At 73.7% G+C, this 25,478-nt stretch carries 22 protein-coding genes; 8 read left to right on the forward strand and 14 right to left on the reverse strand.

All coding sequences use genetic code 11. The features are described 5' to 3' along the window. Positions 1-7: 7 nt before the first annotated feature. A complete protein-coding gene (gene fbaA, locus ABZW14_RS00415) occupies positions 8-1,030 on the forward strand; it encodes a class II fructose-bisphosphate aldolase (RefSeq protein ID WP_355337444.1) in 1,023 nt (340 codons plus the stop codon). A 41-nt stretch (positions 1,031-1,071) separates the two neighbouring features. Here fbaA and ABZW14_RS00420 read toward each other — a convergent pair whose 3' ends face one another. Next, on the reverse strand, positions 1,072-2,283 hold the full coding sequence (locus ABZW14_RS00420) for a hypothetical protein (protein WP_355337447.1): 1,212 nt from the start codon (positions 2,281-2,283) through the stop codon (positions 1,072-1,074). Positions 2,284-2,545: 262 nt separating this feature from the next. Between ABZW14_RS00420 and ABZW14_RS00425 the strand changes: the two genes are divergently transcribed. Further along, positions 2,546-2,974, forward strand: coding sequence for a DUF3151 domain-containing protein (locus ABZW14_RS00425; RefSeq protein WP_355337450.1), 429 nt, complete (start codon positions 2,546-2,548; stop codon positions 2,972-2,974). Positions 2,975-3,026: 52 nt separating this feature from the next. Here ABZW14_RS00425 and ABZW14_RS00430 read toward each other — a convergent pair whose 3' ends face one another. Then, a complete protein-coding gene (locus ABZW14_RS00430) occupies positions 3,027-5,210 on the reverse strand; it encodes a chromosome partitioning protein (protein WP_355337453.1) in 2,184 nt (727 codons plus the stop codon). Positions 5,211-5,285: 75 nt separating this feature from the next. After that, positions 5,286-6,281 carry a diacylglycerol kinase family protein gene (locus ABZW14_RS00435; RefSeq protein ID WP_355337456.1) on the reverse strand — a complete coding sequence of 332 codons (996 nt, stop codon included), beginning with the start codon at positions 6,279-6,281 and terminating at the stop codon, positions 5,286-5,288. A gap of 122 nt (positions 6,282-6,403) precedes the next feature. Here ABZW14_RS00435 and ABZW14_RS00440 point away from each other — a divergent pair, with 122 nt between their 5' ends. The 3 genes from ABZW14_RS00440 (at position 6,404) to purD (ending at position 9,622) form a co-directional block, all read left to right on the forward strand. After that, entirely contained in the window at positions 6,404-7,693 is a 1,290-nt protein-coding gene (locus tag ABZW14_RS00440; RefSeq protein WP_355337459.1) for an adenylosuccinate synthase, read from the forward strand. 174 nt (positions 7,694-7,867) lie between these two features. Continuing rightward, positions 7,868-8,284 carry a type IV toxin-antitoxin system AbiEi family antitoxin domain-containing protein gene (locus ABZW14_RS00445; RefSeq protein WP_355337462.1) on the forward strand — a complete coding sequence of 139 codons (417 nt, stop codon included), beginning with the start codon at positions 7,868-7,870 and terminating at the stop codon, positions 8,282-8,284. Positions 8,285-8,374: 90 nt separating this feature from the next. After that, on the forward strand, positions 8,375-9,622 hold the full coding sequence (gene purD / locus ABZW14_RS00450; protein ID WP_355337465.1) for a phosphoribosylamine--glycine ligase: 1,248 nt from the start codon (positions 8,375-8,377) through the stop codon (positions 9,620-9,622). A gap of 34 nt (positions 9,623-9,656) precedes the next feature. Here the strand turns inward: purD and ABZW14_RS00455 are convergent, their stop codons facing one another. The 4 genes from ABZW14_RS00455 to ABZW14_RS00470 form a co-directional block, all read right to left on the reverse strand. Continuing rightward, positions 9,657-11,207: a N,N-dimethylformamidase beta subunit family domain-containing protein gene (locus ABZW14_RS00455; protein ID WP_355337468.1), complete on the reverse strand. Its 1,551-nt coding sequence runs from the start codon at positions 11,205-11,207 to the stop codon at positions 9,657-9,659. Positions 11,208-11,305: 98 nt separating this feature from the next. Next, entirely contained in the window at positions 11,306-12,871 is a 1,566-nt protein-coding gene (locus ABZW14_RS00460) for an AMP-binding protein (RefSeq protein ID WP_355337471.1), read from the reverse strand. A gap of 183 nt (positions 12,872-13,054) precedes the next feature. Further along, positions 13,055-14,269: an acyl-CoA dehydrogenase family protein gene (locus ABZW14_RS00465; RefSeq protein ID WP_355337473.1), complete on the reverse strand. Its 1,215-nt coding sequence runs from the start codon at positions 14,267-14,269 to the stop codon at positions 13,055-13,057. A 1-nt stretch (position 14,270) separates the two neighbouring features. Beyond that, positions 14,271-14,723: an SCP2 sterol-binding domain-containing protein gene (locus tag ABZW14_RS00470; protein WP_355337476.1), complete on the reverse strand. Its 453-nt coding sequence runs from the start codon at positions 14,721-14,723 to the stop codon at positions 14,271-14,273. 76 nt (positions 14,724-14,799) lie between these two features. Here ABZW14_RS00470 and ABZW14_RS00475 point away from each other — a divergent pair, with 76 nt between their 5' ends. After that, positions 14,800-15,438: a TetR/AcrR family transcriptional regulator gene (locus ABZW14_RS00475; RefSeq protein WP_355337479.1), complete on the forward strand. Its 639-nt coding sequence runs from the start codon at positions 14,800-14,802 to the stop codon at positions 15,436-15,438. Between the two features lie 6 nt (positions 15,439-15,444). On the opposite strand, the gene ABZW14_RS00480 is transcribed toward ABZW14_RS00475, so the two are convergent. The 7 genes from ABZW14_RS00480 to ABZW14_RS00510 all read right to left on the reverse strand — a co-directional run bounded on the left by ABZW14_RS00480 (position 15,445) and on the right by ABZW14_RS00510 (position 22,619). Continuing rightward, on the reverse strand, positions 15,445-16,068 hold the full coding sequence (locus tag ABZW14_RS00480) for a DedA family protein (RefSeq protein ID WP_355337482.1): 624 nt from the start codon (positions 16,066-16,068) through the stop codon (positions 15,445-15,447). 24 nt (positions 16,069-16,092) lie between these two features. After that, on the reverse strand, positions 16,093-17,343 hold the full coding sequence (locus tag ABZW14_RS00485; RefSeq protein ID WP_355337485.1) for an adenylosuccinate synthetase: 1,251 nt from the start codon (positions 17,341-17,343) through the stop codon (positions 16,093-16,095). Continuing rightward, entirely contained in the window at positions 17,340-18,296 is a 957-nt protein-coding gene (locus ABZW14_RS00490) for a hypothetical protein (RefSeq protein WP_355337488.1), read from the reverse strand. The genes ABZW14_RS00485 and ABZW14_RS00490 overlap by 4 nt, the downstream gene beginning before the upstream one ends. Positions 18,297-18,306: 10 nt before the next feature. Then, complete coding sequence (locus ABZW14_RS00495; protein ID WP_355337491.1) at positions 18,307-19,281, reverse strand: serine/threonine protein kinase; 975 nt, start codon at positions 19,279-19,281, stop codon at positions 18,307-18,309. Continuing rightward, positions 19,278-20,030, reverse strand: coding sequence for an NUDIX domain-containing protein (locus ABZW14_RS00500; RefSeq protein ID WP_355337494.1), 753 nt, complete (start codon positions 20,028-20,030; stop codon positions 19,278-19,280). Before ABZW14_RS00500 ends, ABZW14_RS00495 begins: the two co-directional genes overlap by 4 nt. Before the next feature lie 85 nt (positions 20,031-20,115). Beyond that, entirely contained in the window at positions 20,116-21,261 is a 1,146-nt protein-coding gene (locus ABZW14_RS00505; RefSeq protein WP_355337497.1) for a MaoC/PaaZ C-terminal domain-containing protein, read from the reverse strand. Beyond that, positions 21,261-22,619: a 3-oxoacyl-ACP reductase gene (locus tag ABZW14_RS00510; protein WP_355337500.1), complete on the reverse strand. Its 1,359-nt coding sequence runs from the start codon at positions 22,617-22,619 to the stop codon at positions 21,261-21,263. The genes ABZW14_RS00505 and ABZW14_RS00510 overlap by 1 nt, the downstream gene beginning before the upstream one ends. A gap of 54 nt (positions 22,620-22,673) precedes the next feature. On the opposite strand from ABZW14_RS00510, the gene ABZW14_RS00515 reads away from it, so the two are divergent. Both ABZW14_RS00515 and purB read left to right on the forward strand, forming a co-directional pair. Next, positions 22,674-23,966, forward strand: coding sequence for an acetyl-CoA C-acetyltransferase (locus ABZW14_RS00515; protein ID WP_355337503.1), 1,293 nt, complete (start codon positions 22,674-22,676; stop codon positions 23,964-23,966). A gap of 88 nt (positions 23,967-24,054) precedes the next feature. Then, entirely contained in the window at positions 24,055-25,476 is a 1,422-nt protein-coding gene (purB, locus tag ABZW14_RS00520; protein WP_355337506.1) for an adenylosuccinate lyase, read from the forward strand. The last annotated feature ends 2 nt before the right edge of the window (positions 25,477-25,478 follow it).

The raw sequence follows: 25,478 nt of genomic DNA on the forward strand, positions 1-25,478 counted from the left end.
GTTCGACATGCCCATCGCTTCCCCCGAGGCTTACGCGGAGATGCTGGACCGGGCCAAGGCCGGCCGGTACGCGTACCCCGCGATCAACGTGACCTCGTCGCAGACGCTGAACGCGGCACTCAAGGGCTTCGCCGACGCGGAGAGCGACGGCATCATCCAGGTCTCCACCGGCGGCGCGGAGTACCTGTCCGGCCCGTCCGTGAAGGACATGGTGACCGGTGCGGTGGCGTTCGCGGCGTACGCGCACGAGGTGGCCAAGAAGTACCCGGTGAACATCGCGCTGCACACCGACCACTGCCCCAAGGACAAGCTGGACAAGTTCGTCCGGCCGCTGATGGCCATCTCGCAGGAGCGGGTGAAGAACGGCCAGGAGCCGCTCTTCCAGTCGCACATGTGGGACGGCTCGGCCGTGCCGGTGGCGGAGAACCTGGAGATCGCCGAGCAGCTGCTCACCGAGGCCGCCAAGGGCAAGATCGTCCTTGAGATCGAGGTCGGCGTCGTGGGTGGCGAGGAGGACGGCGTCGAGAACGCCATCAACGAGAAGCTCTACACCACCGTCGAGGACGGTCTGGCCATGGTCGACGCGCTCGGCCTCGGCGAGAAGGGCCGCTACATGGCGGCCCTGACCTTCGGCAACGTGCACGGCGTCTACAAGCCGGGCAACGTGAAGCTCCGCCCCGAGGTGCTGCACCACATCCAGGTGGCCGTCGGCGCGAAGTACGGCAAGGAGAAGCCGCTCAGCCTGGTCTTCCACGGCGGTTCCGGCTCGCTGCTGTCCGAGATCCGCGAAGCGCTGGACTACGGCGTGGTGAAGATGAACATCGACACCGACACCCAGTACACCTTCACCCGCCCGGTCGCGGACCACATGTACCGCAACTACGACGGTGTGCTGAAGGTCGACGGCGAGGTCGGCAACAAGAAGATGTACGACCCGCGCGTCTGGGGCAAGGCCGCCGAGGCCGGCATGGCCGCCCGGGTCGTGGAGGCCTGCGAGCACCTGCGCTCCACCGGCACCACCATGAAGTGACCCGCTGGAAGAGGGGCCCCTCGTGCGAGGGGCCCCTCTTCTCATGCGGTGAGCACCCGGACCGCCTCGCGGACGTCGTCGGTCAGGTGCACCGTTGCCGACAGGTCGCCGAACGGGGAGGCCGCGAAGAGCGGCCGCAGCAGCGACTCCACCGGCAGCTCCGTCGTCCAGTAGGTCCGGTCCAGGAACACGTACGCGCCGCTCGCCCCGTCGGTGCCGTAGTAGGTCTTGGTGGCCGCCTGGAACACCTCCTGCACCGTGCCGGCCCGGCCCGGCGCGAAGACGATCCCGCCCCGGGCCAGCCGCAGGATGGTGTCCTCCCGGATGGCGTTGGAGAAGTACTTCGCGATCCGCCCGGCGAACAGGTTCGCCGGCTCGTGGCCGTACAGCCAGGTGGGGATGGCCAGACCCCCCGAGCGGGCCCACTCGGTGCCCGGCGCCGCCGGGCGGGGCGTGGGCAGGGACGGGCCGGCCGTGTACCGGGCCCGGACCCGCAGGGCCACGTCGGTGTAGCGGTCGTGGTCCGTGAAGTCCGGCGCGGTCGCCAGCAGGTCGATCGCCGCGGTCAGCTCCTCCGCCGGCCAGGCCGCGAGGAACGCGCCCAGGTTGGCCGCCTCCATCACGCCGGGCCCGCCGCCGGTCACCACCAACCGGTCGGCCCGCGCCAGCTCCCAGCCCAGCACCGCCGCCATCCGGTACGCGGCGCTGCCGCGCTGCACGGCGTGCCCACCCATCACGCCCACCACCGACTGCGGCCCGTGCACCGCCAGCCAGGCCCGGGTGGCGTCGGCCAGGGCGTTGTCCACGCCGTGGTCGTGCAGCCGCTGGCCGAGCGCCTCCCGCACGTCCGGCAGGGCGCCGCCGTGCGCCCGGAAGTGCGCGTACACCCGGGTGTCGTACATCCCGGCGAAGCCACCCTCGGCGAAGCCGGCGGCCAGGTCGTCGGCGGTGTAGAGGTGGGCCGGCTGCGTGGGGTAGGGCAGTCCGGAGAAGGGCGGTACGACGTTCGCGCCCCGCCGGACCAGGTCCGCGCCGACCTCGCGGTCGGCGAACCGGCAGCCCACGAAGAGCGTGCCGGCGACCTCGACGCCGCGCAGGTCGGGGACCGGGTCCAGGTCGAGGCGGAGGCCCTGCACGGTCAGGCCGGCAAGGGTCCCCTCGGCCAGCCGCCGGTCGAACTCGGTCCGGGTCTCGATCTCGTCGATGCTGGTGTCGTGCGGCTCGATGACGTCCGCGGGTGGTGGGGTCGGCACCAGATCATCCTGCCCCCGGGCGGCAAGCCGGCAAACTCGGGCGGCACGGACAGGAGCCCGGTGGCCAGGCCGCCGGGCTCCTGCATTACCCGGTCCTGGGGAGGCTCCGGATCTGTAGTTGTAGTGGAAAAAGTCTCGCTGCGGCATGGGCCGCGGGTACGTGGGCGGGACACCGCAGGCGTGACGAAACCCTCAGCCGTTCAGCCGACCAGCTCGCCGGACCCCCTCGCGTACCCCAGGGCGAAGCGGGTTGAATGGGGCGATGCAGAACCTGTTGCCTGAGCCACCGGCCACCCTGCTCCCCGCACACGAGGAGGCCGACGCCGCGCTGGCGGCCGCCGCCGAGCAGGACACCGACGAGGCGTACGCCGAGGTCGCCGCCAGCTTCCCGACCTACAGCGCGGGTTGGGGGGCGCTGGCCAGCCGGGCGCTCTCCGCGGGCCAGGTCATCCCGGCGTACGCGTACGCCCGCACCGGCTATCACCGGGGCCTCGACCAGCTCCGCCGCAGCGGCTGGAAGGGCCACGGCCCGGTGCCCTGGTCGCACGAGCCCAACCGGGGCTTCCTCCGCTGTCTCTACGTGCTGTCCCGCGCGGCCGGCGAGATCGGCGAGGCGGACGAGGCGGCGCGCTGCGCCCAGTTCCTCCGCGACTGCGACCCGGCCGCCGGGGACGCCCTGGCCAGCCACTGATCCGCGTCGACGGCCGGTCCGACCACGATGATCGGGCCGGCCGTCGCGCGCGCTACAGCCCTTCCGCCACCGATGCGGCGATCTTCAGCCAGGCGTCGCGGGTGGCCGAGGAGAGCTGGCCGTACCGGATCGGCTCGCCGGTGTCGATGAGCCGCTCGTACGGCGCCAGCAGCACCGCCCGGGTCCGGGCGGCGAAGTGCTCCTGGATGGCCGGCAGGTCGATCTCCTTGCGGGACGGCGGCATCGACACCACCGTCACCGCCTGCCGGACCAGCCGCTGCCGGCCGCTCTGCTCCAGGTGGTCGAGCATCCGGGCGGCGGTCTCGGCCGAGTCGTTCCGCGCCGACATGGTGACCACCAGCTGGTCGGTGGCGTCCATGGCGGCCTGCCAGTTCTGCGCCCGGACGTTGTTCCCGGTGTCCACGAAGATCAGCTTGTAGAAGCGGCTCACCACCTCGCGGATCTCGGCGAACGCGGCGGCGGTCAGCATCTCGCCGCCGGTCGCCGACTCGTCCGAGGCGAGCACGTCGAACATCCCCTCGCCCTGCGAGCGGACGTACTGCGACAGGTCACCGACCCGGCCGTGCGGCCCCTGGAACTGGGCCAGGTCGCGCAGCATGTCCCGCACCGTGCGGGCGTGGAAGTCCTGCTGGGCCCGCATCCCGAGGGTGCCCTGGGTCTCGTTGTTGTCCCAGGCCAGCACGTACCCGCCGCGCTTCTGACCGAAGGTCATGGCGAGCAGCAGGATGGCGACCGTCTTACCGGCGCCGCCCTTCGGGTTGACCACGGTCACCTGGCGCAGCCCGCCGAAGTTGCGGCGCACCATCTCGATGTCGCGCCGCATCTCCTGCTCCTGCCGCCCAGGCGCGAGCCGGACCAGCCCGATCTTGTTGACCACCGCCCGGACGCCCATGGTCGCGACCGGGTCGACCGGCCGGGCCTGCCGCCGCCGCGCGAAGTCCTCCGCCGTCGGCGGGGCACCGCTCGCCGGCGTCCAGACCTGCTCCGGGTACGCGGCCGGCCCCGGTTGCTGCGGCCCGGGCTGAGGGGGCACCGGCTGGTGAGGGGTGGGCTGGTGAGGCGCGGGCTGGTGCGGGCCGGGCTGGTGGGGTGCGAGCTGGTGGGGCCCGGGCTGGTGCGGGCCGGGTGGCTGCGGCGGTGCGGGCGGTTGCTGTGGGGTGCCTGGCTGCGGGGGCGGGCCGGCCTGTTGCGGCCAGGCCGGCGGGTACCAGCCCGGTGCGCCCGGCTGGGGCGCCGGTTGCCCGTAGCCCACCGGTCCCGGCGGGTAGGCCGTCCCGTCGCCGTAGGGCTGCTGGAGAGGCACGCCCGGCGAGGGTGGGAACGGGCCGAGCCGGGGCGGGGTGTCCGGCGAGCCCTCCGCCACGCCGCCGGGAACGCCCTGCGCGGCTCCGGTCGCCTCCGGAGCGGAAGGCGCCTGGTCGGGCGGGGTCGCCGGGGTGGTGGTCGCCTCGTCGGGGTGGGCCGGGGCGGCCGTGCCGTGCCGAGTCGGCGGCGGGACCGGTCCGGGGAGCGACGGCGTGGGTGTGTCACCGCTCGAGCGTTGCGGCGGCTGTGCCCAGGGTGACTCCGGCCGGCCGTTCGGCGGCGTGTCGGCTCGGTCGTCGCGGGAGGTCGCCGCGCCTCCGGGCATCCCGTCGGCGCCAGCCTCGACATCGGCCTGAATGACGTCGATCGCCTCAGGGGTGGTCTGAGCCGGGGTGCCGAGCGGGCCGCCCACATGGGCGGCGCCGGCCCCGCCGGGGGAGCCCGCCGGGTCGACGGCACCATTCGGGCCGCCGGCCGTCTCGTTCGGGCTGACCGCACCGTCCGCGTCGACCGTGTCGGTGCCAGCGGCGTCGACCATCTCCGTGCTGGTCGCCGGTTGGGGAGAGGTCGTCTCCGGCGTGGCGGGCGTCGGGACGGGGGCCGGTTGGTCGAGGGTGAACGGGAGGTTCAGGTCGACCGGAGCGTGCGTGGGGTGGGGCGGAACATGGCCGCCCGCCGGTTCCCCGTCAGCCGCCGGTTCGGCTGCTGACGGCGCCGGGTCGGCAGCAGGCGGAGTGGGTTGGGTGGGCGGGACGGGCCAGGCCGCCACGTTGGGCTGGGCCGGGGCCGCCCACGGCGGAGCGGTGACGACTCCCTCGGTCTGCTCGGGCGGCCAGAGCGGTTCGATGTCCCGCTCCGGCACCTGCGGTTGACCCGGCACGTGGGCCCGGTCGGCGTTCTCGTGCACCACGGTTCCTCCCCATTCCTCCCGCCGAGGATAGGCCGTCCGGCCGGCCCGGTGGCTTGAGCGGGGGATCGACGGGGGTCAGGCGGTCCAGACGGCCCAGGCACCCGGCTCGGTCCACCAGGACCGCTTGCGGCTCAGCTCACCCTCGACGCCGTCGTCGAGGAAGGGCACCCTCTCGTCACGGGGTACGACCGCCGCCGCCCGGCCCCGGGCCCGGCGCACCTCCAGCCGTACCTTCTTCCGGCCCAATGCGGACCGGGTGACCACCGGCACGGCCACGGCCACCTCGACCCGGCCGTCGGACGGGTCCGGGTCGGCCAGCAGCACCACGTCGTCCAGGCGCGCGTACCCGCCGGCGTTGCCGATCGCGCACGCCATGATCGGCTCTTCGCCGGTGCTCAGCACCGTGCCGTCGACCTCGACCCGGGCCCGCCAGTGCAGCGGCCGGCCCGCGTCGTCGGCCGCGCCGAGCAGCGCGCCGTCCAGCGTCACCGAGCCGCCGTCGTTGCGCAGCAGATCGAGCCGGCGGACCGTGCCGTCGAGCACGGCGGCGGCCACCGCCGCCGGGTCGCGGGGCAGGCCGAGCTGCGCGGCAAGGTCCCGCGCGGTGCCCGAGCGGGGGTCGAGCGGGAGTACGCCGACCGGCGGCAGGTCCGGCACGGTCCGGTTCCCGGCCAGGTCGTCGGGGCGGCGGCTGGGCGGCGGAGCGTACCGCCGGACCAGTCGGCGCAGCACGGCGCGCAACTGTCCGTCACTGGCCGTGGCGACGATCAGCCGGGTCTTGGAGTCGGGGTCCGGCCAGGTGAGGCCGTCGGCGCGGGGCGGGCCGTCGAGGCGGGCCAGCACCTCGTCGATCTCCGCGTCCGAGCGGGCGGTCACCGTCTCCACCCGCGCACCCCGGGCGGTCAGCGCGTCCGCGCAGGCCAGCACCGGAACGCGCGGCGTCTCGCAGCGCTCCTCGGGTGGCTCGCCGGCCGCCTCCGAGGCGCCGCCGCAGCAGGCTCCACCGCTGCCACAGCCTCCGCCGGGAGCGTCCCGGTCCGAGCCGAGGGTGAGCAGCACCACGTCGTACACGAAGGAGCCTCCTGCTTCTCGACGAACCCCTGCCGGTCCCACCGTCACTACTTGTTAGCCTGACACCCCGGGCTCGCCGACCGGTCGCCACCTGGCACCCGAGCCTTCTGGAGGCGGAGAAGATGCCAGCGATCGTGCTCATCGGCGCTCAGTGGGGCGACGAGGGCAAGGGCAAGGTTACCGACCTGCTGGGTGAGCGGGTCGACTACGTCGTGCGCTACTCCGGCGGCAACAACGCCGGCCACACGGTGATCACCCCGGACGGCCAGAAGTACGCGCTGCACCTCATGCCGTCCGGCGCGCTGTCGCCGAGCGCGATGATCGTCATCGGCAACGGCGTGGTCGTCGACCCGAAGGTGCTGCTGGAGGAGATCGACGGTCTCGCCGAGCGGGGCGTGGACGTCTCCCGGCTGCGCATCTCGGGTGACGCGCACCTCATCATGCCGCACCACCGGGCGCTGGACCGGGTGGTCGAGCGCTACCTGGGCAGCTCGCGCATCGGCACCACGGGCCGGGGCATCGGCCCCGCCTACGGTGACAAGGTCGCCCGGATGGGCATCCGGCTCCAGGACCTGCTCGACCCGGGCATCCTGCGCAAGAAGCTGGAGCTGGCGCTCCGCGAGAAGAACCAGGTGCTCTTCAAGGTCTACAACCGCAAGGCGATCGACGTCGACGAGACCGTCGAGGAGTACCTGCGGTACGCCGAGCGGCTGCGGCCGTACATCGCGGAGACCCGGGTCATGCTCTGGGACGCGCTGGACCGCGGCGAGACCGTCCTGCTGGAGGGCGCCCAGGCCACCATGCTCGACATGGACCACGGCACCTACCCCTTCGTCACCTCGTCGAACCCGACGGCCGGCGGGGCGTGCGTGGGCGCGGGCATCCCGCCGACCGCCATCACCAAGGTCATCGCGGTGAGCAAGGCGTACACGACCCGGGTGGGTTCCGGGCCGTTCCCGACCGAGCTGTTCGACGACAACGGCCAGCACCTGCGCAAGATCGGCCACGAGTACGGGACCACCACCGGCCGGGAGCGCCGCACCGGCTGGTTCGACGCCGTCGTGGCCCGGTACGCCTGCCGCCTCAACGGCGTCACCGACCTGGTCATCACGAAGCTTGACGTGCTCACCGGCATGCCCAAGGTGCCGATCTGCGTCGGCTACGAGATCAACGGCGAGCGCTTCGACGACATGCCGATGTCGCAGACCGACTTCCACCACGCCACGCCGATCTACGAAGAGCTCGACGGCTGGTGGGAAGACATCACGAAGGCCCGCACCGAGGACGAGCTCCCGGAGAACGCCCGACGCTACATCGCCCGCATCGAAGAACTCTGCGGCACGAAGGTCAGCATCGTAGGCGTGGGCCCCGGCCGAGAAGAAAACGTGATCCGCCACCCCCTCCTCCCGTAACCCACCCCCCGGCCGTCTCTGTCCCTGTTGATCAAGAAGTTTGCGTCTGGACCGGCGCGAATTCTGACGCAAACTTCTTGATCAACAACGGTGGGCGGGCGAGTGGGCGGCGGGTTTCCACAGGGTTGTCCACAGGGGGTGTCCGGGTTTCGGTCTCGTGGGCAGCCTGGGTTCGTGGCTGATCGTGTTTCGTTGGGTCGGGTTGCTGCTCGGCAGGGCGGGGTGGTGACCGCCGCCCAGGCCGTATCTCTGGGATTCAGTCGGGACCAGGTCCGGCACCTCGCCCGGTCCGGGCGCTGGATCAGGGTGGCGCGGGGCTGTTTCGTGCCGGCGCCGCAGGTGGACGTGGCGGCGCTGCGGAGGGCCCGCACTGCTCGGCATCGGCGACCTGGCCTGGCGCGGCGCGCGGATCATCGCCGAGGCCGACGGTCAGGCCCGCACCAGACACCCCATGCCGTCTACGAGAATCGCGTCCGCCAGAACCGCCTGGCAAACGCCGGCTGGACCGTCCTGCGCTTCACCTGGCCGGACACCCTCCGTCCCGACTACATCCCCCACACGATCGCCTGCGCCCTCCCAAGGCCCCGTTGATCAAGAGGTTTGCGTCAGCGGAGCCCGGATCTGAGACGCAAACTTCTTGATCAACAAGGGTGGGTGGGGTGGTCAGTAGGATGCGGGGTCGTGCGGGTTCTTCTTGTGGGTGGTGGGGGGCGGGAGCACGCGCTCGCCCTCGGGCTGGTTGCCGATCCTTCCGTTGACGTGCTGGTGGCCGCTCCCGGGAATCCCGGGATCGCTTCGGTGGCTGAGCTGCGGGAGGTGAACGCCACCGACCCGGCGGCGGTGGCGGCACTCGCCGTCGAGGTGGCCGCGGATCTGGTCGTGATCGGGCCGGAGGCCCCGCTGGTGGCGGGGGTCGCCGACGCGGTCCGGGCCAAGGGCATCGCGGCGTTCGGCCCGTCGGCCGAGGCGGCCCGGCTGGAGGGTTCGAAGACCTTCGCCAAGGATGTGATGACCGCCGCCGGCGTGCCGACCGCCCGGGCGTACACCTGCACGGACGCGGAGAGCGTCGGGCGGGCGCTGGACGAGTTCGGCGCGCCGTACGTGGTGAAGAACGACGGGCTGGCCGCCGGTAAGGGCGTCGTGGTGACCGACGACCGCGCCGCCGCCGAACGGCACGCCGAGGAGTGCGGCCGGGTGGTGATCGAGGAGTACCTGGCCGGTCCCGAGGTCTCCCTCTTCGTGGTAACCGACGGCGAGGCGGCCGTGCCACTGCTGCCCGCCCAGGACTTCAAGCGCGTCGGTGACGGCGACACCGGGCCGAACACCGGCGGCATGGGGGCGTACGCGCCGCTGCCCTGGGCCCCGCCCGGCCTGGTCGACGAGGTGATGCGGGACGTCGTGCACCCGACCCTGGCCGAGCTGCGCCGCCGGGGCACTCCGTTCGCCGGCCTGCTCTACGTGGGCCTGGCGATCACCGCCGCCGGCCCGCGCGTGATCGAGTTCAACGCCCGCTTCGGTGACCCGGAGACCCAGGCGGTGCTCGCCCTCCTGGAGACGCCGCTGGCCGGGCTGCTGCACGCCGCGGCCACCGGCACGCTGGCCGCGCACCCGCCGCTGCGCTGGCACGACGGGGCGGCGGTCACCGTCGTGGTGGCGGCGGAGGGCTATCCGGCCGCGCCGCGTACCGGTGGCGTGATCACCGGCGCGGACCGCGCCGGGGTCATCCACGCCGGCACCCGCCGGGACGCCGACGGCACGCTGCGCTCCGCCGGTGGCCGGGTCCTCTGCGGCACGGCCACCGGCCTCGACCTCGCCGCCGCGCGGGACGCGGCCTACCAGGTGGTACGCGGCATCGAGCTGGCCGGCTCGCACCACCGCTCCGACATCGCCGCCGCCGCGGTGGACGGCCGGATCGATCTCCCCGCCTGACCGGGGCCCCACCGTCTCATCGTCGTTGAGATGGTCAGGGGTTCGTGGCGGCGGGTGAGGAGCCCGGCGTGTCCGCCGTCCCCGGATCGGATCCGCTCACGGGCACCGGGTCGCTGATCATCCGGTCGAGCACGTTGGCGGTGGCCCGTTCGATCCGCTCGTCGCGCTGCCCGCGCCGGTTGAGTGCCATCGTCCAGCCGAGGGTGCCGGTGGCGAAGACCACGGCGCCCCGGGGCGTCTCGTAGACGTGGCTGCTCTGCATCCGCCGGCCGCCCTGCTGTGCGGGATAGGGCGACCCGCTGAGCAGGGTCTCGCCGAGTCCGAGAGGCCGGGGGATGGCGGCGTGGACGCCGTCCGCCTCGCCCTGGACGATCCCGGGGATCCGGTCACCGTCGGCCACCCTGGTGCCGGCCCACACCCAGTGGTCGGCCGAGCGCACCACCAGCGGCTGCGGGGTGGCGACGACGCCGTTGTACTGGACACCGAGCAGCGCCTGCTCGGGCTGGTCGAGCTCGCGCCAGGTCACCGTCGGCCCGGCGGCGTCCTCATCCGGGTCGGGGGTGGTCTTGGCGCAGGCGACGACCCGCTCGGGGCGGCCGTCGGCGGAGGGACGCACCCGGATGTGCCAGTAGACGCTGTTGGCGCCGAGGAAGGCGAGGCTGGTGCCGCCGGTGAGCCCCGCCTCGGCGGCCCGGCGCATCTCCGCCGACCAGTACTCGTCGTGCCCGCAGAACACCAGCCCGCGGTGCCGGCGCGGGTCGAGCCGGCCCGAGTGCAGGTCGAAGCTTGTCGCGTAGGAGACGTCGTAGCGGTTGCGCTCCAGCCACCGGACGGCGTCGTGGTCCCGGCTGAAGTGAATCGGCTGGCCCGTGTCGGCGTACGGGCGATCGAAGGAGACCTCGCGCGCCCGTAGCGCGGGATCCCGCCGCCCGCTGGCGGCGTAGCCGTTGTAGAGGCTCTTGCCGGCTCGCCGGTCCCGCGGCCACTGGTTGTACGCCTGCCAGGTGGTCACCGGCAGCACCACGCAGAGCGCGGCCGCGCGCCGGTCGTCCCGCACCACGAACGGCGTGCAGGCGCGCCAGCCGTCGGCGGAGGTGAAGACCGCCTGGTAGAGGCCGGAGGTCCAGTCCTCGGGGATGCGCAGGCTCCAGGACACCGGCCAGCGGCACGCGATCGCACCGGTGGCCGGGTCGGCCGGCGGCACCGGCCGCGGACTGCCGTCGAGGTACGGGCTGGTCAGCATGGTGCGGGCGCCGGCGCCGCCGTACCAGCCGAGCCGGTGCACGGTGATCCGGAACCGGCCGGCCGGGTTGACCGCGACATGGAAGTCGACGGACTCGCCGGGGGCGAGGCTGGTCGTCGAGGCGTATCCCTGGATCTGCCGCAGCCGGTCGTCGGCGGCCCGGGTGTCGCCCCGCGGCCACCAGGGCTCGCCGGCCGCGCGGTTCTCCACCTCGACGGGGGACCGGCGGCGGACCGGCGTGCCGGTGCGCCGACTCAGCACGGGCTCACTGGTGCCGAGCGCGGTCACGGAGACGCCGCCGAGGAGGAGCCCCAGGGCCCAGCGCCGACGGAGTCGCACCATGTGAGAACTCCCGAGGAGTGAGAGTCACCGCCGGGGCAGCCGGCGCACGGAAGGTACCACCGGCGGGGCCACGCCGTCTGTCCCCTGTGGGACGGCCCTCAGCCGTAGTAGCGGCGCAGTTCGCGGCCGAGCACCTTGCCGGTGGCGTTGCGCGGCAGGTACTTCACGAACACCACGTCGCGGGGCACGGAGAAGCGCGCCAGGTAGTGCCGCACGTATTCGCGGACCGCCTCCGGGTCGAGCGTCTCACCGGGGTGCAGGGCCAGGAACGCGGCCAGCCGCTGGCCGTACTCCGGGTCGGGCACGCCGATCACGGCGACCTCGCGGACCTGCGGCAGCCGGGCGATCAGATCCTCCACCTCGGACGGGAAGACGTTCTCCCCGCCGGAGACGATCATGTCGTCGGCCCGCCCGTCGACGAAGAGCAGCCCGTCCGGGTTCATCCGGCCCAGGTCGCCGGTGTCGAGCAGGCCGTCGCGGCTCTCCCGGCCGGCCCCCGTGGTGTATCCCTCGAAGAGCATCTCGTTGCCAACGAAGATCCGGCCGACCCGGCCGTCCCGGACCGGTGCGCCGGCGTCGTCCACGATCTCCAGCCGGGTGCCGTGCGGCGGGCGGCCGGCCGTGGTGGGGGCCGCGCGCAGTTCCGCCGGGCCGGCGATGGAGGCCCAGGAGACCTCGGTCGAGCCGTAGAGGTTGTGCAGGACGTCGCCGAAGCGGTCCATGAAGGCGGTGGCCAGGCCGCCGGGAAGGGCGGAGCCGCTGACCGCGACCACCTTCAGCGGCGGCCGGGGCTCGGGCGGCGGCACCTCCATCAGCCGTTGCAGCATCACCGGTACGGCGAAGAGCGCGTCACAGGGCTGCCCGGCCAGGGCGGCCAGCGTGGCGGCCGGGTCGAACCGTCGGTGCAGCACGATCGTGGCGCGCAGCGCGAACGACACCTGGAGGGCGGCGTACCCCCAGGTGTGAAAGATCGGCGCGGCGATCAGCACGGTGTCGTGCACGTGCAGAGGGATCCGGTCGATGATGGACACCAACGGGCCGAACCCGTGCGGTGTGGGCCGGCGGGCGCCCTTGGGCGCGCCGGTGGTGCCGGAGGTGAGCACGATGGTCCGGCCGTCCCGCTCCGGTGGCTGGAGCTGGTCACCGGGCAGCGCGCCGGCGATCAGCTCCTCCTGGCGGCGCTCGTCGACCCGGTGCAGCTCGGCGGGGAGACCGAGGACCCGCTCGGCGAACTCGGCGTCGTGCACCAGCACGCGTAGGCCCTGCTCCTCGGCCACGGTGGCCAGCTGGGCCGCGGAGAGACCGGTGTTGACGAGTACGGCGTCCGCGCCGAGCAGCATGGCGGCGACGATCGCCTCGATGAGGCCGTGGTGGTTGCGGCAGAGCACGCCCACCCGATCGCCGGTCTGCACGCCGAGTCCGGCCCGCAGCGACCGGGCCAGCCGTTCCGACCGGTCCAGCAGCTCCTGGTAGGTCAGCGAGGCGCCGTGCTCGTCGACGACGGCGGTCCGCCCCGGGTCGCGCGCGGCGGCCTGGCGCAGCTCTCCGGCGAGGCTCCAGCCCCACCGGCGCAGGGCGTTGAGTTGGGAGGCCACCCGGATCGGGCGGCCCGGGTTGAGCAGTCCGCGTCGGGTCAGCGTGGCGACGATGAACGGCAGGTCCAAGTCGCAACCCTCCTTCGCGTTCGTGTTCTCCCGATCATGCCCCCGCAGGCGGGGCGGGGCCCAGCCCACGTGGTCGGGCGCCCAGCCTGCGGAATGCGGAGCGTGGACCGGCGGCCCGACCCGCGACGGCGGTACGCCCGGCACGGCGGTGCCGTCGCGGGTCGGGTCGGGGTCCGCCGGCGATCAGCGGATCTGCATGCCCGAGATGGCCCGGGAGATGACCAGCCGCTGGATCTCGGAAGTGCCCTCGAAGATGGTGTAGATCTTGGCGTCCCGGTACCACCGCTCGACCGGGTGGTCGCGGAGGAAGCCGGCGCCGCCGAGGAGCTGGACCGCCCGGTCGGTGACGGAGACGGCCACCTCGCCGGCCTTGAGCTTGGACATCGAGCCCTCGCCCGCGGTGAACGGCCGGTTGTTGCGACCCATCCAGGAGGCCCGCCACACCAGGAGCCGGGCCGCGTCGATCTCCATCTTCATGTCGGCGAGCGCGAACGCGACCGCCTGGTTCTCGATGATCGGGCGACCGAACTGGACCCGTTCCTTCGCGTAGTCGAGGGCGTACTCGTACGCGGCGCGGGCCACGCCGAGCGCCTGCGCGCCGACGGTCGGGCGGGACAGTTCGAACGTGCGCATGGCCGCCTGGCCGGAGGCACGCTGGCCGGTGCGGGCCCGGGCCAGCCGCTCGTCGAGCGACTCCTTGCCGCCGAGCAGGCAGCGCCCCGGAACCCGTACGTCGTCGAGGAAGACGTCGGCGGTGTGCGAGGCGCGCAGCCCGAGCTTGCGCAGCTTGCGGGTGGCGGTGAGCCCCGGCGTGCCGGGCGGCACGACGAACGCGGCCTGCCCACGCGAGCCCAGGTCGGGCTCGATCGACGCGGTGACCACGTGCACGCCGGCGATGCCGCCGTTGGTGGCGTACGCCTTCTGCCCGTTCAACACCCACTCGTCGGTGGCCGCGTCGTAGACCGCCCGGGTGCGCATCGACCCGACGTCGGAGCCGGCCTCCGGCTCGGTGGTGCAGAACGCGGCGACGGCCGGCTGGTCGACGTCGCCGAAGCACTGCGGCACCCACTCGACGAGCTGGTCGGGGGTGCCGGCGCCGTAGATGGCGGCGACGGCCAGCGAGGTGCCGAAGATGCTCAGGCCGATGCCGGCGTCACCCCAGAACAGCTCCTCGCTGGCGATCGGCAGGGAGAGCCCGGTGGGGTCGGCCCAGCAGGTGGCGAGGAACTCGAAGCCGTACAGGCCGACCTTCGCCGCCTCCTGGATGATCGGCCAGGGAGTCTCCTCCCGGGCGTCCCACTCGGCCGCGGCCGGGCGCACGACCTCGGCGGCGAAGCCGTGCACCCAGTCGCGAAGGTCCCGCTGTTCCTCGTTCAGGTCGAGCGAGAACTCGGCCATCTCAGGCCTTGGGGATGTCGAACAGGTTGGCGATGTTGGCGGCGAGACCCAGGTCGCCCTTGGCCTTCAGCTTGCCGGTCATGAACATCATGACCGGGTTGCCGCCACCGGAGACGATCTTCAGGAACTCGACCGGACCCATGGTGAGGCTGAGCTTCGGGTCCCGGCTCGGGGTCTCCGAGACCGAGCAGGTGCCGTTCTCGATGACGATCTCGTAGGTGTCGGTGCCACCGTCGGGGCGGCCGGTGACGTTCCAGTGGATGACCGCGTTGGTCGAGCCGGCCCGGTCGGCCCGGAACAGCGACGGCATCCGGTTGAAGACCTCGCTCAAGATCTTGCCGCGCAGGTCGCCGGACATGATCTCGGCGATCTTGTCGTCGGGGGTGGACTTGACCAGCTGCGCGAACTCCTTCGGGCCGACGTTCGCGAAGTTGGCCGGGTCGAAGTCACTCATGGGGGATGCACCTCTCGGGCGAGCCGACTTTGGTTACTCTGGCGTAACCCTACGCACGAGTAGGTATGCTCGCAAGGTGTCCAGCACACCGACCTTCAAGCGCCTCCCCCGCGCCGTGCGGGAGCAGCAGATGCTCGACGCGGCGGTCAAAGTCTTCTCCCGCCGGGGTTTTCACGCGGCCAGCATGGACGAGATCGCCGACGACGCCGGCATCTCCAAGCCGATGGTCTACGCGTATCTGGGCACGAAGGAAGAACTCTTCGTCGCCTGCCTGCACCGCGAGGGCACCCGGATGATGGAGGCCATCGCCGGGGCGGCCGCACCCGACCTACCCGCCGACGAGCGGCTCTGGCGCGGACTGCGCGCCTTCTTCGGCTTCGTCGGCGCGCACCGGGACGGCTGGGCGGTGCTCTACCGGCAGGCCCGGGGCGAGCAGCCCTTCGCCGCCGAGCTGGCCACCATGCGTGGCCGGCTCGTCGAGGTGGTCGCCGGGATGCTCGACCACGCGCTGCGCGCCAAGGGCCGCGAGGTCGGCGTCACCGACCTGGAGGTCGTCGCGTACGCACTGGTGGGCGCGACCGAGTCGCTGGCGGACTGGCTGGCCGACCACCCGGACGCGGACCCGGAGAAGACCGCGACCCGGATGATGAACGTGGCCTGGCTCGGTGCCGACCAGCTGCTGCGCGGCATCACCTGGCACCCCCGCACTTCCTGACCCTCGTCAACGCCGTGCGGTGGCGCGGGCGCGAGCGCGGGCGCGGCGGCGGGCCCAGCGGACCGCCTCGAACAGGCCGGTGACCGCCACCGAGATGCCGACGCCGGCGAGCAGGCCTTGGACCGGGTTGTGCTCGAAGGCCAGCCCGCCGAAGTAGCCGAGCAGGCCGCAGTAGATCCCCCAGGTGCCGCAGGCCAGCGCGTCGTACATGACGAAGGAACGGAGCGGGTAGCGGACCGCTCCCATGGTCAGGGTGACGGCGGTCCGGCCGCCGGGGACGTACCGGGCGGTGGTCAGGATGATCCCGCCGCGCCGGTCGACCGCCCGCCGGGCCCACTCGGACCCGGCCCGGCGCCGGCTGTCCACGGGTAGCCGGGCCAGCCGGTGCGCACCGCCGCCACGACCGATGGCGTAGGAGATGTGGTCGCCGGCGAACGCGCCGAACGCGGCGGCCACGATCACCCCGATCACGTTCGGCTCCCCGCCGGCCGCGAAGACCCCCGCGGTGATCGCCACGGTCTCGCCCGGCACCGCCGGGAAGAACGCGTCGACCGCCGTGACCAGGATGATCACCAGGTACACCCACGGTGAGGTCACCGTCTGGTGCAGCAGGTCGACCGCGTCCCCCATGCCCCCATGCTGGGCGCTGCGGTGTCAGCGGGGAGCGGAAACGGCTCCGGCGAGGGCGGGCACCTTGTCCTCGGCGGTCGGCCCGTGCGAGGTGAGGAGCACCGGCGCGCCCAGCTCGGCCGCCACCGCGGCCGGCCACTCGGTCGGCGCCTCGTCGAGGACCGGGCGGGCCCGGAGCAGCCGGGCCGTGAGCGCGGCCTGGCGGGCCAGGTCGCCGGCCGGGCCGGGGGCGAGCCGGTCGACGGTGTCGTAGCGGCGGCAGATCCGCAGGGCCGGCCCGGCCAGGTCCAGGTGGGTGAGGGCGAGCGCGTCCACGCCGCCGGCCACCTCCAGCGCGTAGCGGTGGGCCACCGCGTCGAAGTGGCCGAACCGGAAACGGCCCTGCCACGGATTCGCCGGGTTGCGCGGGTCGGCGAACGGCAGCGCCGGGTCCTCGGTGACCAGCGGCCCCGGGCCGTGCCGGGTGGTGGTCACCCGCAGCACGCCGAGCCGCTGTGCGCTGCCGGCCAGCCCGGCCTCGGCGAGCAGCGCCTCGGCGTTGGCGAAGGTGGTGGTGCTCCACGTGGTGTACGGGTGGAAGCCGTGCCACTCATCCAGCAGCACCCCCTGGGCTCCCTCGAACACGCAGGTCCCGGCCCGCAGCGCCCCGGACAGCCAGGCCCGGTCGACGATCGCCACCCGGCCGGCGAAACCGGCGTACGCGGGCAGGCAGTCCTCGACGGGCGGGGCGTCCAGCGGGCCGAGTTCGGCGGTGAGCCGGTCCCGCAGCGCGGTGAGCCGGCGGCGCAGGACCGCCGGGCGGTGGCAGTCCGCCACCCGGGGCGCCTCGTCGGGGTGGGCGAGGCCGTACGCGACCGCCTCGCCCACCCCCAGCCCGCAGGAGCCGTGCCGGTCGGCTCCCCGGGCGATCTCCCGCGCCCGGTTGGCGGCCCGGTGGTACGGGGTGGCCAGCAGCGCCTCCCCGTCCACGGTCAGCCGGTCGAGCGCGTCGGGCACCCCGACCGCCGCGAGGTGGTCGGCCTCGGCGGCCAGCGCCAGCGGGTCCACCACCACGTGCCGCGACAGGTGCGTACGGACACCGGGGCGGAACGTCCCGGCGCCGAACTGCGCGAACGTGTGGTGCCGCCCGTCGCGCAGCACGACGTTGTGCGCCGCCTGCGCGCCCCCGTTGAAGCGGACCACCGTGTGCACCGGCCGGCTGGCGCAGAGCCAGTCGACGACGGTGCCCTTGCCGGCGTCGCCGTAGCCGAGGTCGACCACCATCACGTGTCTCACAGCCGGGTGACCCCGCTGCCGTCGGTCGGGGTGAACGGCAGCGTGGCCACCGCGCGCCGGTCGCCGCCGAGCCGGGCGAGCGCCCGGGAGACGGTGCGGCCGGCCGTCGAACCGGCCCGGTCCAGGTCCTGCAGCCCGGCGTCGAGGTCGATGGCCTGCTCGCCGAGGCCGACGGTGAGCGCGATGGTCTCGCAGACCGCGTCGAGGTCGTCCAGCTCGACGGCGTGCTGCCCGAGCAGGTCGCGCCAGAAGTCGAGCACCTTGCGGCTGCCCGCGTAGGCGCTGCCGGCCGGGAGCAGGTAGTAGGTGTCCCAGCACCGGGTCACCTCCTCGACGATCTGTCGCAGCGGAACGTCCTCGCGCAGGTCGTCGCCGATCAGCCGGGCCACCTGCCGCCGGTCGACCCGGGGGTACGCCAGCTCGTCGCCGATGATGAACAGGTAGCCGCGCCGTCCCCGCTTCGCCCAGCTGTCGGTGACCGTGTGGCGGGCCATGAAGTAGAGGGCCAGCTCGTACGACTCGGTCATCTGGCCGCCACCGCCGCCCTCCAGCACGATCCGGCCGAGGTCGTCGTCCATCCGGTTGTCGGACTCGAACTGGCCGACCTGCAACGGCACCCGGTCGCAGGTGGCGTCGCCGATCGCGCCGAACAGGATCTGCGGGTCGCGGGCGTAGCCCTGCCGGAGCAGCAGGCCGAGCAGCTGCGGCAGCTTGCTCTGGAGCACCCGGGGCACGTGCCCCATGGAGCCGGTCACGTCGAAGAGCACCGCGATGGGCGTCGACTGCGGGTGCTCGGCCGAGTCACGGCTCTCCCGGGTCGCGTCGCGCGGGTCGAGCGCGGGGTGCACGGTCCGCGCCCCGCTGTCGCTGTAGGAGAAGGCGCTCGCGCCGGTGGCCCGCCGGTAGCGGTCGGCGGCGTCGTACACGTCGGTGGACCAGATTCCGCTGCCCATGGCAGCCTCCCTAGGGATTGAGGGTGAAGGGGCGGAAGGTTCGGGGGCCGAAGAGGCGTTCCAGCACCTCGTCGAGTTCGCCGAGCAGCCGCCAGGCGTCGTCGGGGCGCGCGGCCGGCTTCGGCCGCCGGCAGCCGGCCGCGAAGGCGCGCAGCTCGCGCGGGGCGCGGCCGGCCATCAGCCAGGTCATGCAGTGCGCGGCCATGGCCAGATCGGTGCCCGGGCCGACGGGCCGCCGGGCGGTCACCTCGGCCGGATACCAGTCCTCGTGTCCGGGAACCAGGGCCGGGATGGTCGCGCCGGCCTCGGTGGAGAAGCACCAGTCGACCAGGACCAGGCCGTGTGCGTCCGGCTCGATGAGCACGTGCCGGGGCAGCACCGCGCCGTGCACCACGCCGGCCCGGTGGGCCAGGCCGAGGGCGACCAGCAGCCGCCGCCACATCCAGGCCGCGTCGCGCGGGTCCAGCCCGTCCGGGTAGGCCCGGCGCACCTCGTCGAGGCTGTGCAGCCCGGGCGCCGCGGCCACCACGTTGACCAGCCGCTCGGCCCCGGTCGTCGGCTCGCGGGCGGGCAGGTGGTCGACGAGCCGGGGCACGTAGGGCAGGTGGCGCGGGTCGCCCCGCTCGGCGATCCGCCGCAGGGCGCGCGCCTCGCGGGCCATCAGGTCGTTGTCGGCCGGATCGCGGGGAAGCTTGAGCAGGCGGTCCCGGCCGACGTCGTAGAGGTCGGCCACGTCCCCGGCGTACGCGATCCGGCGCAACGCGTAGCTGCCGAGTTCGGTGCCGCGGCCGCCCCGCCAGCGGGCGGTCACCGTCATGAGCGCGTCGGTGGCGGCGGCGCGTACCCCCGGGTCGACCGCGCCGAGCCGGTCGGGGTGCAGGGCCGTGACCAGCTCGCGGTAGCGGCGGGCCGGCGCGTCGGTGCCGAACAGGTCGGCGTCGCTGTGCGCGGCGGCGACCAGCCGGATCGCCTCCTCCGTCCTCACCGCACCGTCTCCTCCCGGGCAGGGCGCAGCAGCGCCGGGTGGAGCAGCCGGGCGTCGCCGGCGCGGTAGAGCTTGGCCCGGGGCCCGCCGCGCGCGCCGCCGCGCTCGGTGCTGGCGCCGGTGCTCTCCACGAAGCTGGGCACGGAAAGCACCTTGCGGTGGAAGTTGCCGGCGTGCAGCGGGTGCCCCCAGACCGTCTCGTAGACGGCCCGCAGCTCGGTGATGGTGAACTCGGGCGCCAGGAAGCGGGTGGCCAGCGGCGTGTATTCCAGCTTGGACCGGGCCCGCTCCAGCCCGTCGTCGATGATCCGGCCGTGGTCGAAGGCGAGCTGCCGGCTGGACAGCGCGGTCACCGGCAGCCAGACCGCCTCGTCGGCGTCGGTGTCGGCGACCGGGTCGGGCAGGTCGGGCGCGAACGCCAGGTGGGCGACCGAGACGACCCGCATGCGCGGATCCCGGTCGGGCGCGCCGTAGGTGGCGAGCTGCTCCAGGTGGACCCGGCGCAGCCGCTCGCCGCCGAGCCCGGTCTCCTCGGCCAGCTCGCGCCGGGCGCCGGCGCCCAGGTCCTCGTCGGGGCGGACGAAGCCGCCGGGCAGCGCCCAGTGGCCCGCGTAGGGCGGCGCGGCCCGGCGGATCAGCAGGAGGTGCAGCGCGCCCTCGCGGATGGTCAGCGCGACCACGTCGACGGTGACGGCGACCGCCGGGTAGTCCCGCGGGTCGTACGCGGCCAGGAAGTCCTGCTCGTTCACGGCGTTCCGTCTCTCTCGCTCTGAGAACAACTCAACCTGAGAACAACTTAGCGCACGGAAGAGGGGTACGCCAACCCCCTCTTCCTCAGCGGACGGTGCCCACCAGGTGCGGCCGACCCTGCCGTGCGTCGTGCAGCGCGAAATCCCAGGTCGCGCCGGTGGCGGCGGCGCTGAAGGCCACCGTGAACGGCAGCGGCACGGGCAGTTTGAACGCCACCTCCACCGTGTAGGAATCCGGCAGTCGGCTCTCCAGCGCGGCCAGGCAGCGGGCCTTGCTCCACATGCCGTGCGCTATCGGGCGCGGGAAGCCGAACAGCCGCGCGCCCAGCCTCGACGTGTGGATCGGGTTGTGGTCGCCGGAGACCCGCGCGTAATCGGTGCCCACCCGCGGCGTCACCCGCCACTGCGCCGACGCGGCCGGCGTCGTCGGGCGGTCACCCCGGTCGCGCCGCGGGCCGCCGCCCGCCGTGCGCTCCCTTCCGAGGTACGTCGAGACGCCCCGCCAGACCTCCTCCCCGCCGACCGAGCCGACGAGCACCACGTCGAGCTGACGGCCCCGCTCGTGCGGGCGCAGGTTCTCGGCGTACGTGCGGAAGTCCACCGTCTCGCCGGCCTCCACCGGCCGGCGCACCGTGATCCGGTTCGCCACGTGCACCACCCCGGTCAACGGGATGGGGAACTCCGCCGCGGTCATCAGCCGCAGCGAGAGCGGAAAGCCCAGCACGTGCAGGTACGTCGCCGGCAGCCGGTCGGCCAGCCGGAACCCGCAGACCCGGTCGTAGTCGGCCAGGTGGGCCGGGTCGACCGTGACCCCGGAGACGCCCAGCTCCACGGCGGGCACGTCCGGCCGGCGCCGGCCACCCGTGCCGGGCAGCGCCCCCAGCAGGGCCCGCCGGTAGAGCGCCCCCGGCGCCGGCAGGCGCGGCAGGTCGATGCGCAGCCGGCCGTCCGGCCCGGTGCGGTACGGCGCGGTCAGGGTCGCCGCGCCCCCCGAGGTGACCGCCGCGGCCGCGCTCGACAGGTCCTGGGTGCGGTCGTCGACCAGCGCGGACAGGTCCTGCGTGCGGTCCTCGGCCAGCGCCGACAGGTCCTGGGTCGCCTCGATCGGCGCGACATCCCGGGCCGCCAGCGCCGCTCGGGCCGACGTCAGGTCCTGGGTCGGACCCTCGATCAGCTCGTGCACCGACAGCTCCTCGGCCGGCTCCTCCGGCCGCTGCTTCCGCCGCGCCATCACGCCCCCAGCAGGCTCTGGCCGCAGACGCGGACCACGTTGCCGCTGACCGCGCCGCTCGCCGGCCAGGACAGCCAGCCGATCGTCTCGGCCACGTCCACCGGCAGGCCGCCCTGGGCCATGCTGTTCATCCGCCGGCCCGCCTCGCGGATCATCAGCGGGATCCGGGCGGTCAGGCGGGTCTCGATGAAGCCGGGCGCGACCGCGTTGAGGCTGATGCCCCGCTCGCGCAGCACCGGGGCGAGGGAGTCGACCAGGCCGATCACGCCCGCCTTGCTGGTCGCATAGTTGGTCTGGCCCCGGTTGCCGGCGATGCCGGCGATCGAGGACACCGAGACGATCCGGCCGCCGGCCGGAATCAGGTCCCGCTCCAGCAGCACGTCGTTGATCCGCTCCTGGCTGGAGAGGTTCACGTCGATCACCGAGTCCCAGCGGTCGGCGTCCATCCGGCCGAGCGTCTTGTCCCGGGTGATGCCGGCGTTGTGCACCACCACGTCGACCCGCCCGTGCCGGCTCGCCAGGTGTTCGGCCAGCCGGGTCGGCGCGTCCGGCGCGGTCAGGTCGAGCTGCACGGCGGTGCCGCCGATCTCGTTGGCGACGGCCGCCAGCTCGTCCCCGGCGGCCGGGATGTCCAGCGCGACGACCGAGGCGCCGTCGCGGGCGAGTACCCGGGCCAGCGCCGCGCCGATGCCCCGGGCCGCCCCGGTGACCAGGACGATCTGGCCGTCCAGCGGACGGTCCCAGTCGGCCGGCGCGGCGGCGGTCCCGGCGCCGACCCGGATCACCTGGCCCGAGACGTACGCGGACCGGCCGCTGAGCAGGAAGCGCAGGGTGGACTCCAGGCTCACCGCGGTGCCGGCGTCGCCGTTCTTCGTCACGTGGACGAGCTGGGCCGTGACGCCCCGGCCGAACTCCTTGCCGATGCTGCGGGTCAGCCCCTCCAGCGCGCGCTGGGCGGTCGCCTCGCGGGGCGAGCCGCACTCGGCCGGCGGGGTGCCCAGCACGATCACCCGGCCGCTGGGCAGCAGGGCCCGCGCCTGCGGGTGGAAGAAGTCGTAGAGCTGGCGCAGGCCGGTGGAGTCGGTGATGCCGCTGGCGTCGTACACCAGGGCCGCGAAGCGGACGGTGGTGTCGGTGGCGGCGGCCGGGTCGGCCAGCTCGACCCCGGCGGCGGTCAGCACCTTGCCCACCGGCTCGGCGAGCCGGCCGCCGGTCGAGGAGCCGAGCAGGACGGGCCCGGGAACGAGCGGGTCGCCCGGCGTGTGCCGGCGAAGGCGCGGCGGGTCGGGCAGCCCGAGGCGCTTGACCAGCGTGCGGCCGGCCGCCGTTTGGACGAAGCTCGCGTACCTGTCGGTCATAGGCGTAGCCTACTGGCGAGTAGGGTTCGGGCAACAGCTTCGAGGAGGCCGATCGTGCAGAGTGTCCGGCGGGTCGCGGTGATCGGCGGCAACCGCATCCCCTTCGCCCGGTCCAACTCGCGCTACGCGCACGCGTCCAACGCGGACATGCTCGGCGCGGCGCTGGACGGGCTGGTCGCCCGGTTCGGGCTGGCCGGGCAGCGGGTCGGCGAGGTGGTGGCCGGCGCCGTGCTGAAGCACTCCCGGGACTTCAACCTCACCCGGGAGGTCGTGCTCGGCTCCCGGCTCGACCCGCACACCCCGGCGTACGACATCCAGCAGGCCTGCGGCACCGGGCTGGAGGCGGCCATCCTGGTTGCCAACAAGATCGCCCTCGGACAGATCGAGGTCGGCATCGCCGGTGGCGTCGACACCACCTCCGACGCGCCGCTGGCGGTCAACGAGGACCTGCGCCGGACCCTCATCCAGCTCAACTCCGCCCGGACCCTCGGCGAGCGGCTGAAGCTCGCCGCCAAGCTCCGCCCGCTCCAGCCGTTCAAGCCGGAGATCCCGCGCAACGCCGAACCGCGGACCGGGCTGTCGATGGGCGACCATGCCGCGAGGACCGCGCTGCGCTGGAACATCGACCGGCAGGCCCAGGACGAGTTGGCGCTCCGCTCGCACCAGCGGCTCGCCGCCGCGTACGACAAGGGGTTCTTCGACGACCTCATGACCCCCTACCTGGGGCTCACCCGCGACCAGAACCTGCGCGCGGACACCAGCCTGGAGAAGCTCGGCTCGCTCAAGCCGGTCTTCGGGGCCAAGGGCCCGGACGCCGAGCGGGCGACCATGACGGCGGGCAACTCCTCGCCGCTCACCGACGGCGCGTCGACCGTGCTGCTGGCGTCCGAGGAGTGGGCGCGTGACCACCACCTGCCGGTGCTGGCCTGGTTCTCCTGGTCGGAGACGGCGGCGGTCGACTTCGTGCACGGCGACGAGGGCCTGCTCATGGCCCCCGCCTACGCGGTGCCCCGGATGCTGGCCCGGGCCGGGCTGACCCTTCAGGACTTCGACTACTACGAGATCCACGAGGCGTTCGCCTCGCAGGTGCTGGCCACCCTGGCCGCCTGGGAGTCGCCGGAGTTCTGCAAGGAGCGGCTGGGCCTGGACGCGCCGCTCGGGTCGATCGACCGGGACCGGCTCAACGTCAACGGCTCCTCGCTGGCCGCCGGGCACCCGTTCGCGGCCACCGGCGGCCGGATCGTGGCGACCCTGGCCAAGCTCCTCGACCAGAAGGGGAGCGGGCGGGGCCTGATCTCCATCTGCGCTGCCGGCGGGCAGGGCGTGACCGCGATCCTGGAACGCTGACGCCGCCGCCCGCCCGGCTGCGGCCCGGCGGCGCGGTGGGCGATGGGGCGACCGGAGTGCCGGCGTCCACGTACGGGAGAATGGGCCCGTGACGATCCCGAACGTGCTCGCCAACCGCTACGCCTCGCCCGAGCTGGTCGCCCTCTGGTCGCCCGAGGAGAAGGTCCGCATGGAGCGGCGGCTCTGGCTCGCTGTGCTCAGGGCCCAGCGGGACCTCGGCGTGCCGGTGCCGGACGGGGTGGTCGAGGCGTACGAGCGGATGGTCGACGACGTGGACCTGGCCTCGATCGCCGAGCGCGAGCGGGTCACCCGGCACGACGTGAAGGCCCGCATCGAGGAGTTCAGCGCGCGCGCCGGGCACGAGCACGTGCACAAGGGGATGACCTCGCGGGACCTCACCGAGAACGTCGAGCAGCTCCAGGTCCGGGCCTCGCTGGAGCTGATCCGGGATCGGGTGGTCGCCACCCTGGCGCGGCTGGCCTGGCACGCGCACGAATACTCCGGCCTGGTCATGACCGGCCGGTCGCACAACGTCGCGGCGCAGGCCACCACGCTGGGCAAGCGCTTCGCGTCCGCCGCCGAGGAGCTGCTGATCGCGTACGAGCGGTTGGAAGACCTGATCGACCGCTACCCGCTGCGGGGCATCAAGGGGCCGGTGGGTACCGCGGCCGATCAGCTCGACCTCTTCGACGGCGACGCCGGCAAGGTGGCGGAGCTGGAGCGCCGGGTCGCCCAGCACCTGGGCTTCGCCCGGGTGCTGGACAGCGTCGGTCAGGTCTACCCGCGTTCGCTGGACTTCGACGTGCTCTCCGCGCTGGCGCAGGTCGCCGCCGCGCCGTCGTCGCTGGCCACCACCATCCGGCTGATGGTGGGCCAGGAGCTGGTCACCGAGGGCTTCAAGCCCGGCCAGGTCGGCTCCAGCGCGATGCCGCACAAGATGAACACCCGCTCGTCGGAGCGGGTGAACGGCTTCGCGGTGATCATCCGGGGCTACCTGTCGATGGTCGGCGAGCTGGCCGGCGACCAGTGGAACGAGGGGGACGTGTCCTGCTCGGTGGTCCGGCGGGTGGCCCTGCCGGACGCGTTCTTCGCGGCCGACGGCCTGTTCCAGACGTTCCTCACCGTGCTGGACGAGTTCGGGCCGTACCCGGCGGTGATCAACCGCGAGCTGGAGCGCTTCCTGCCCTTCCTGGCCACCACCAAGATCCTCGTCGCGGCGGTGCGCCGGGGCGTGGGCCGGGAGGTCGCGCACGAGGTGATCAAGGAGCACGCGGTCGCCGTGGCGCTGGCCATGCGGGAGAAGGGCGCCGCCGAGAACGACCTGTTCGACCGCCTCGCCGCGGACGGCCGGCTCGGCCTGACCCGGGCCGAGATCGACGCGCTGGTCGCCGACCGCAACGCGTTCGTCGGCGCCGCCGGGGCCCAGGTCGACCGGGTGACCGCCCGCATCACCAAGATCGTCGAAGCCCACCCCGAGGCCGCCGCCTACTCCCCGCCGCCCATCCTCTGACC

It is taken from the genome of Micromonospora sp. NPDC004551 (genome assembly GCF_040609975.1).
In the GTDB taxonomy this organism is placed as follows: domain Bacteria; phylum Actinomycetota; class Actinomycetes; order Mycobacteriales; family Micromonosporaceae; genus Micromonospora.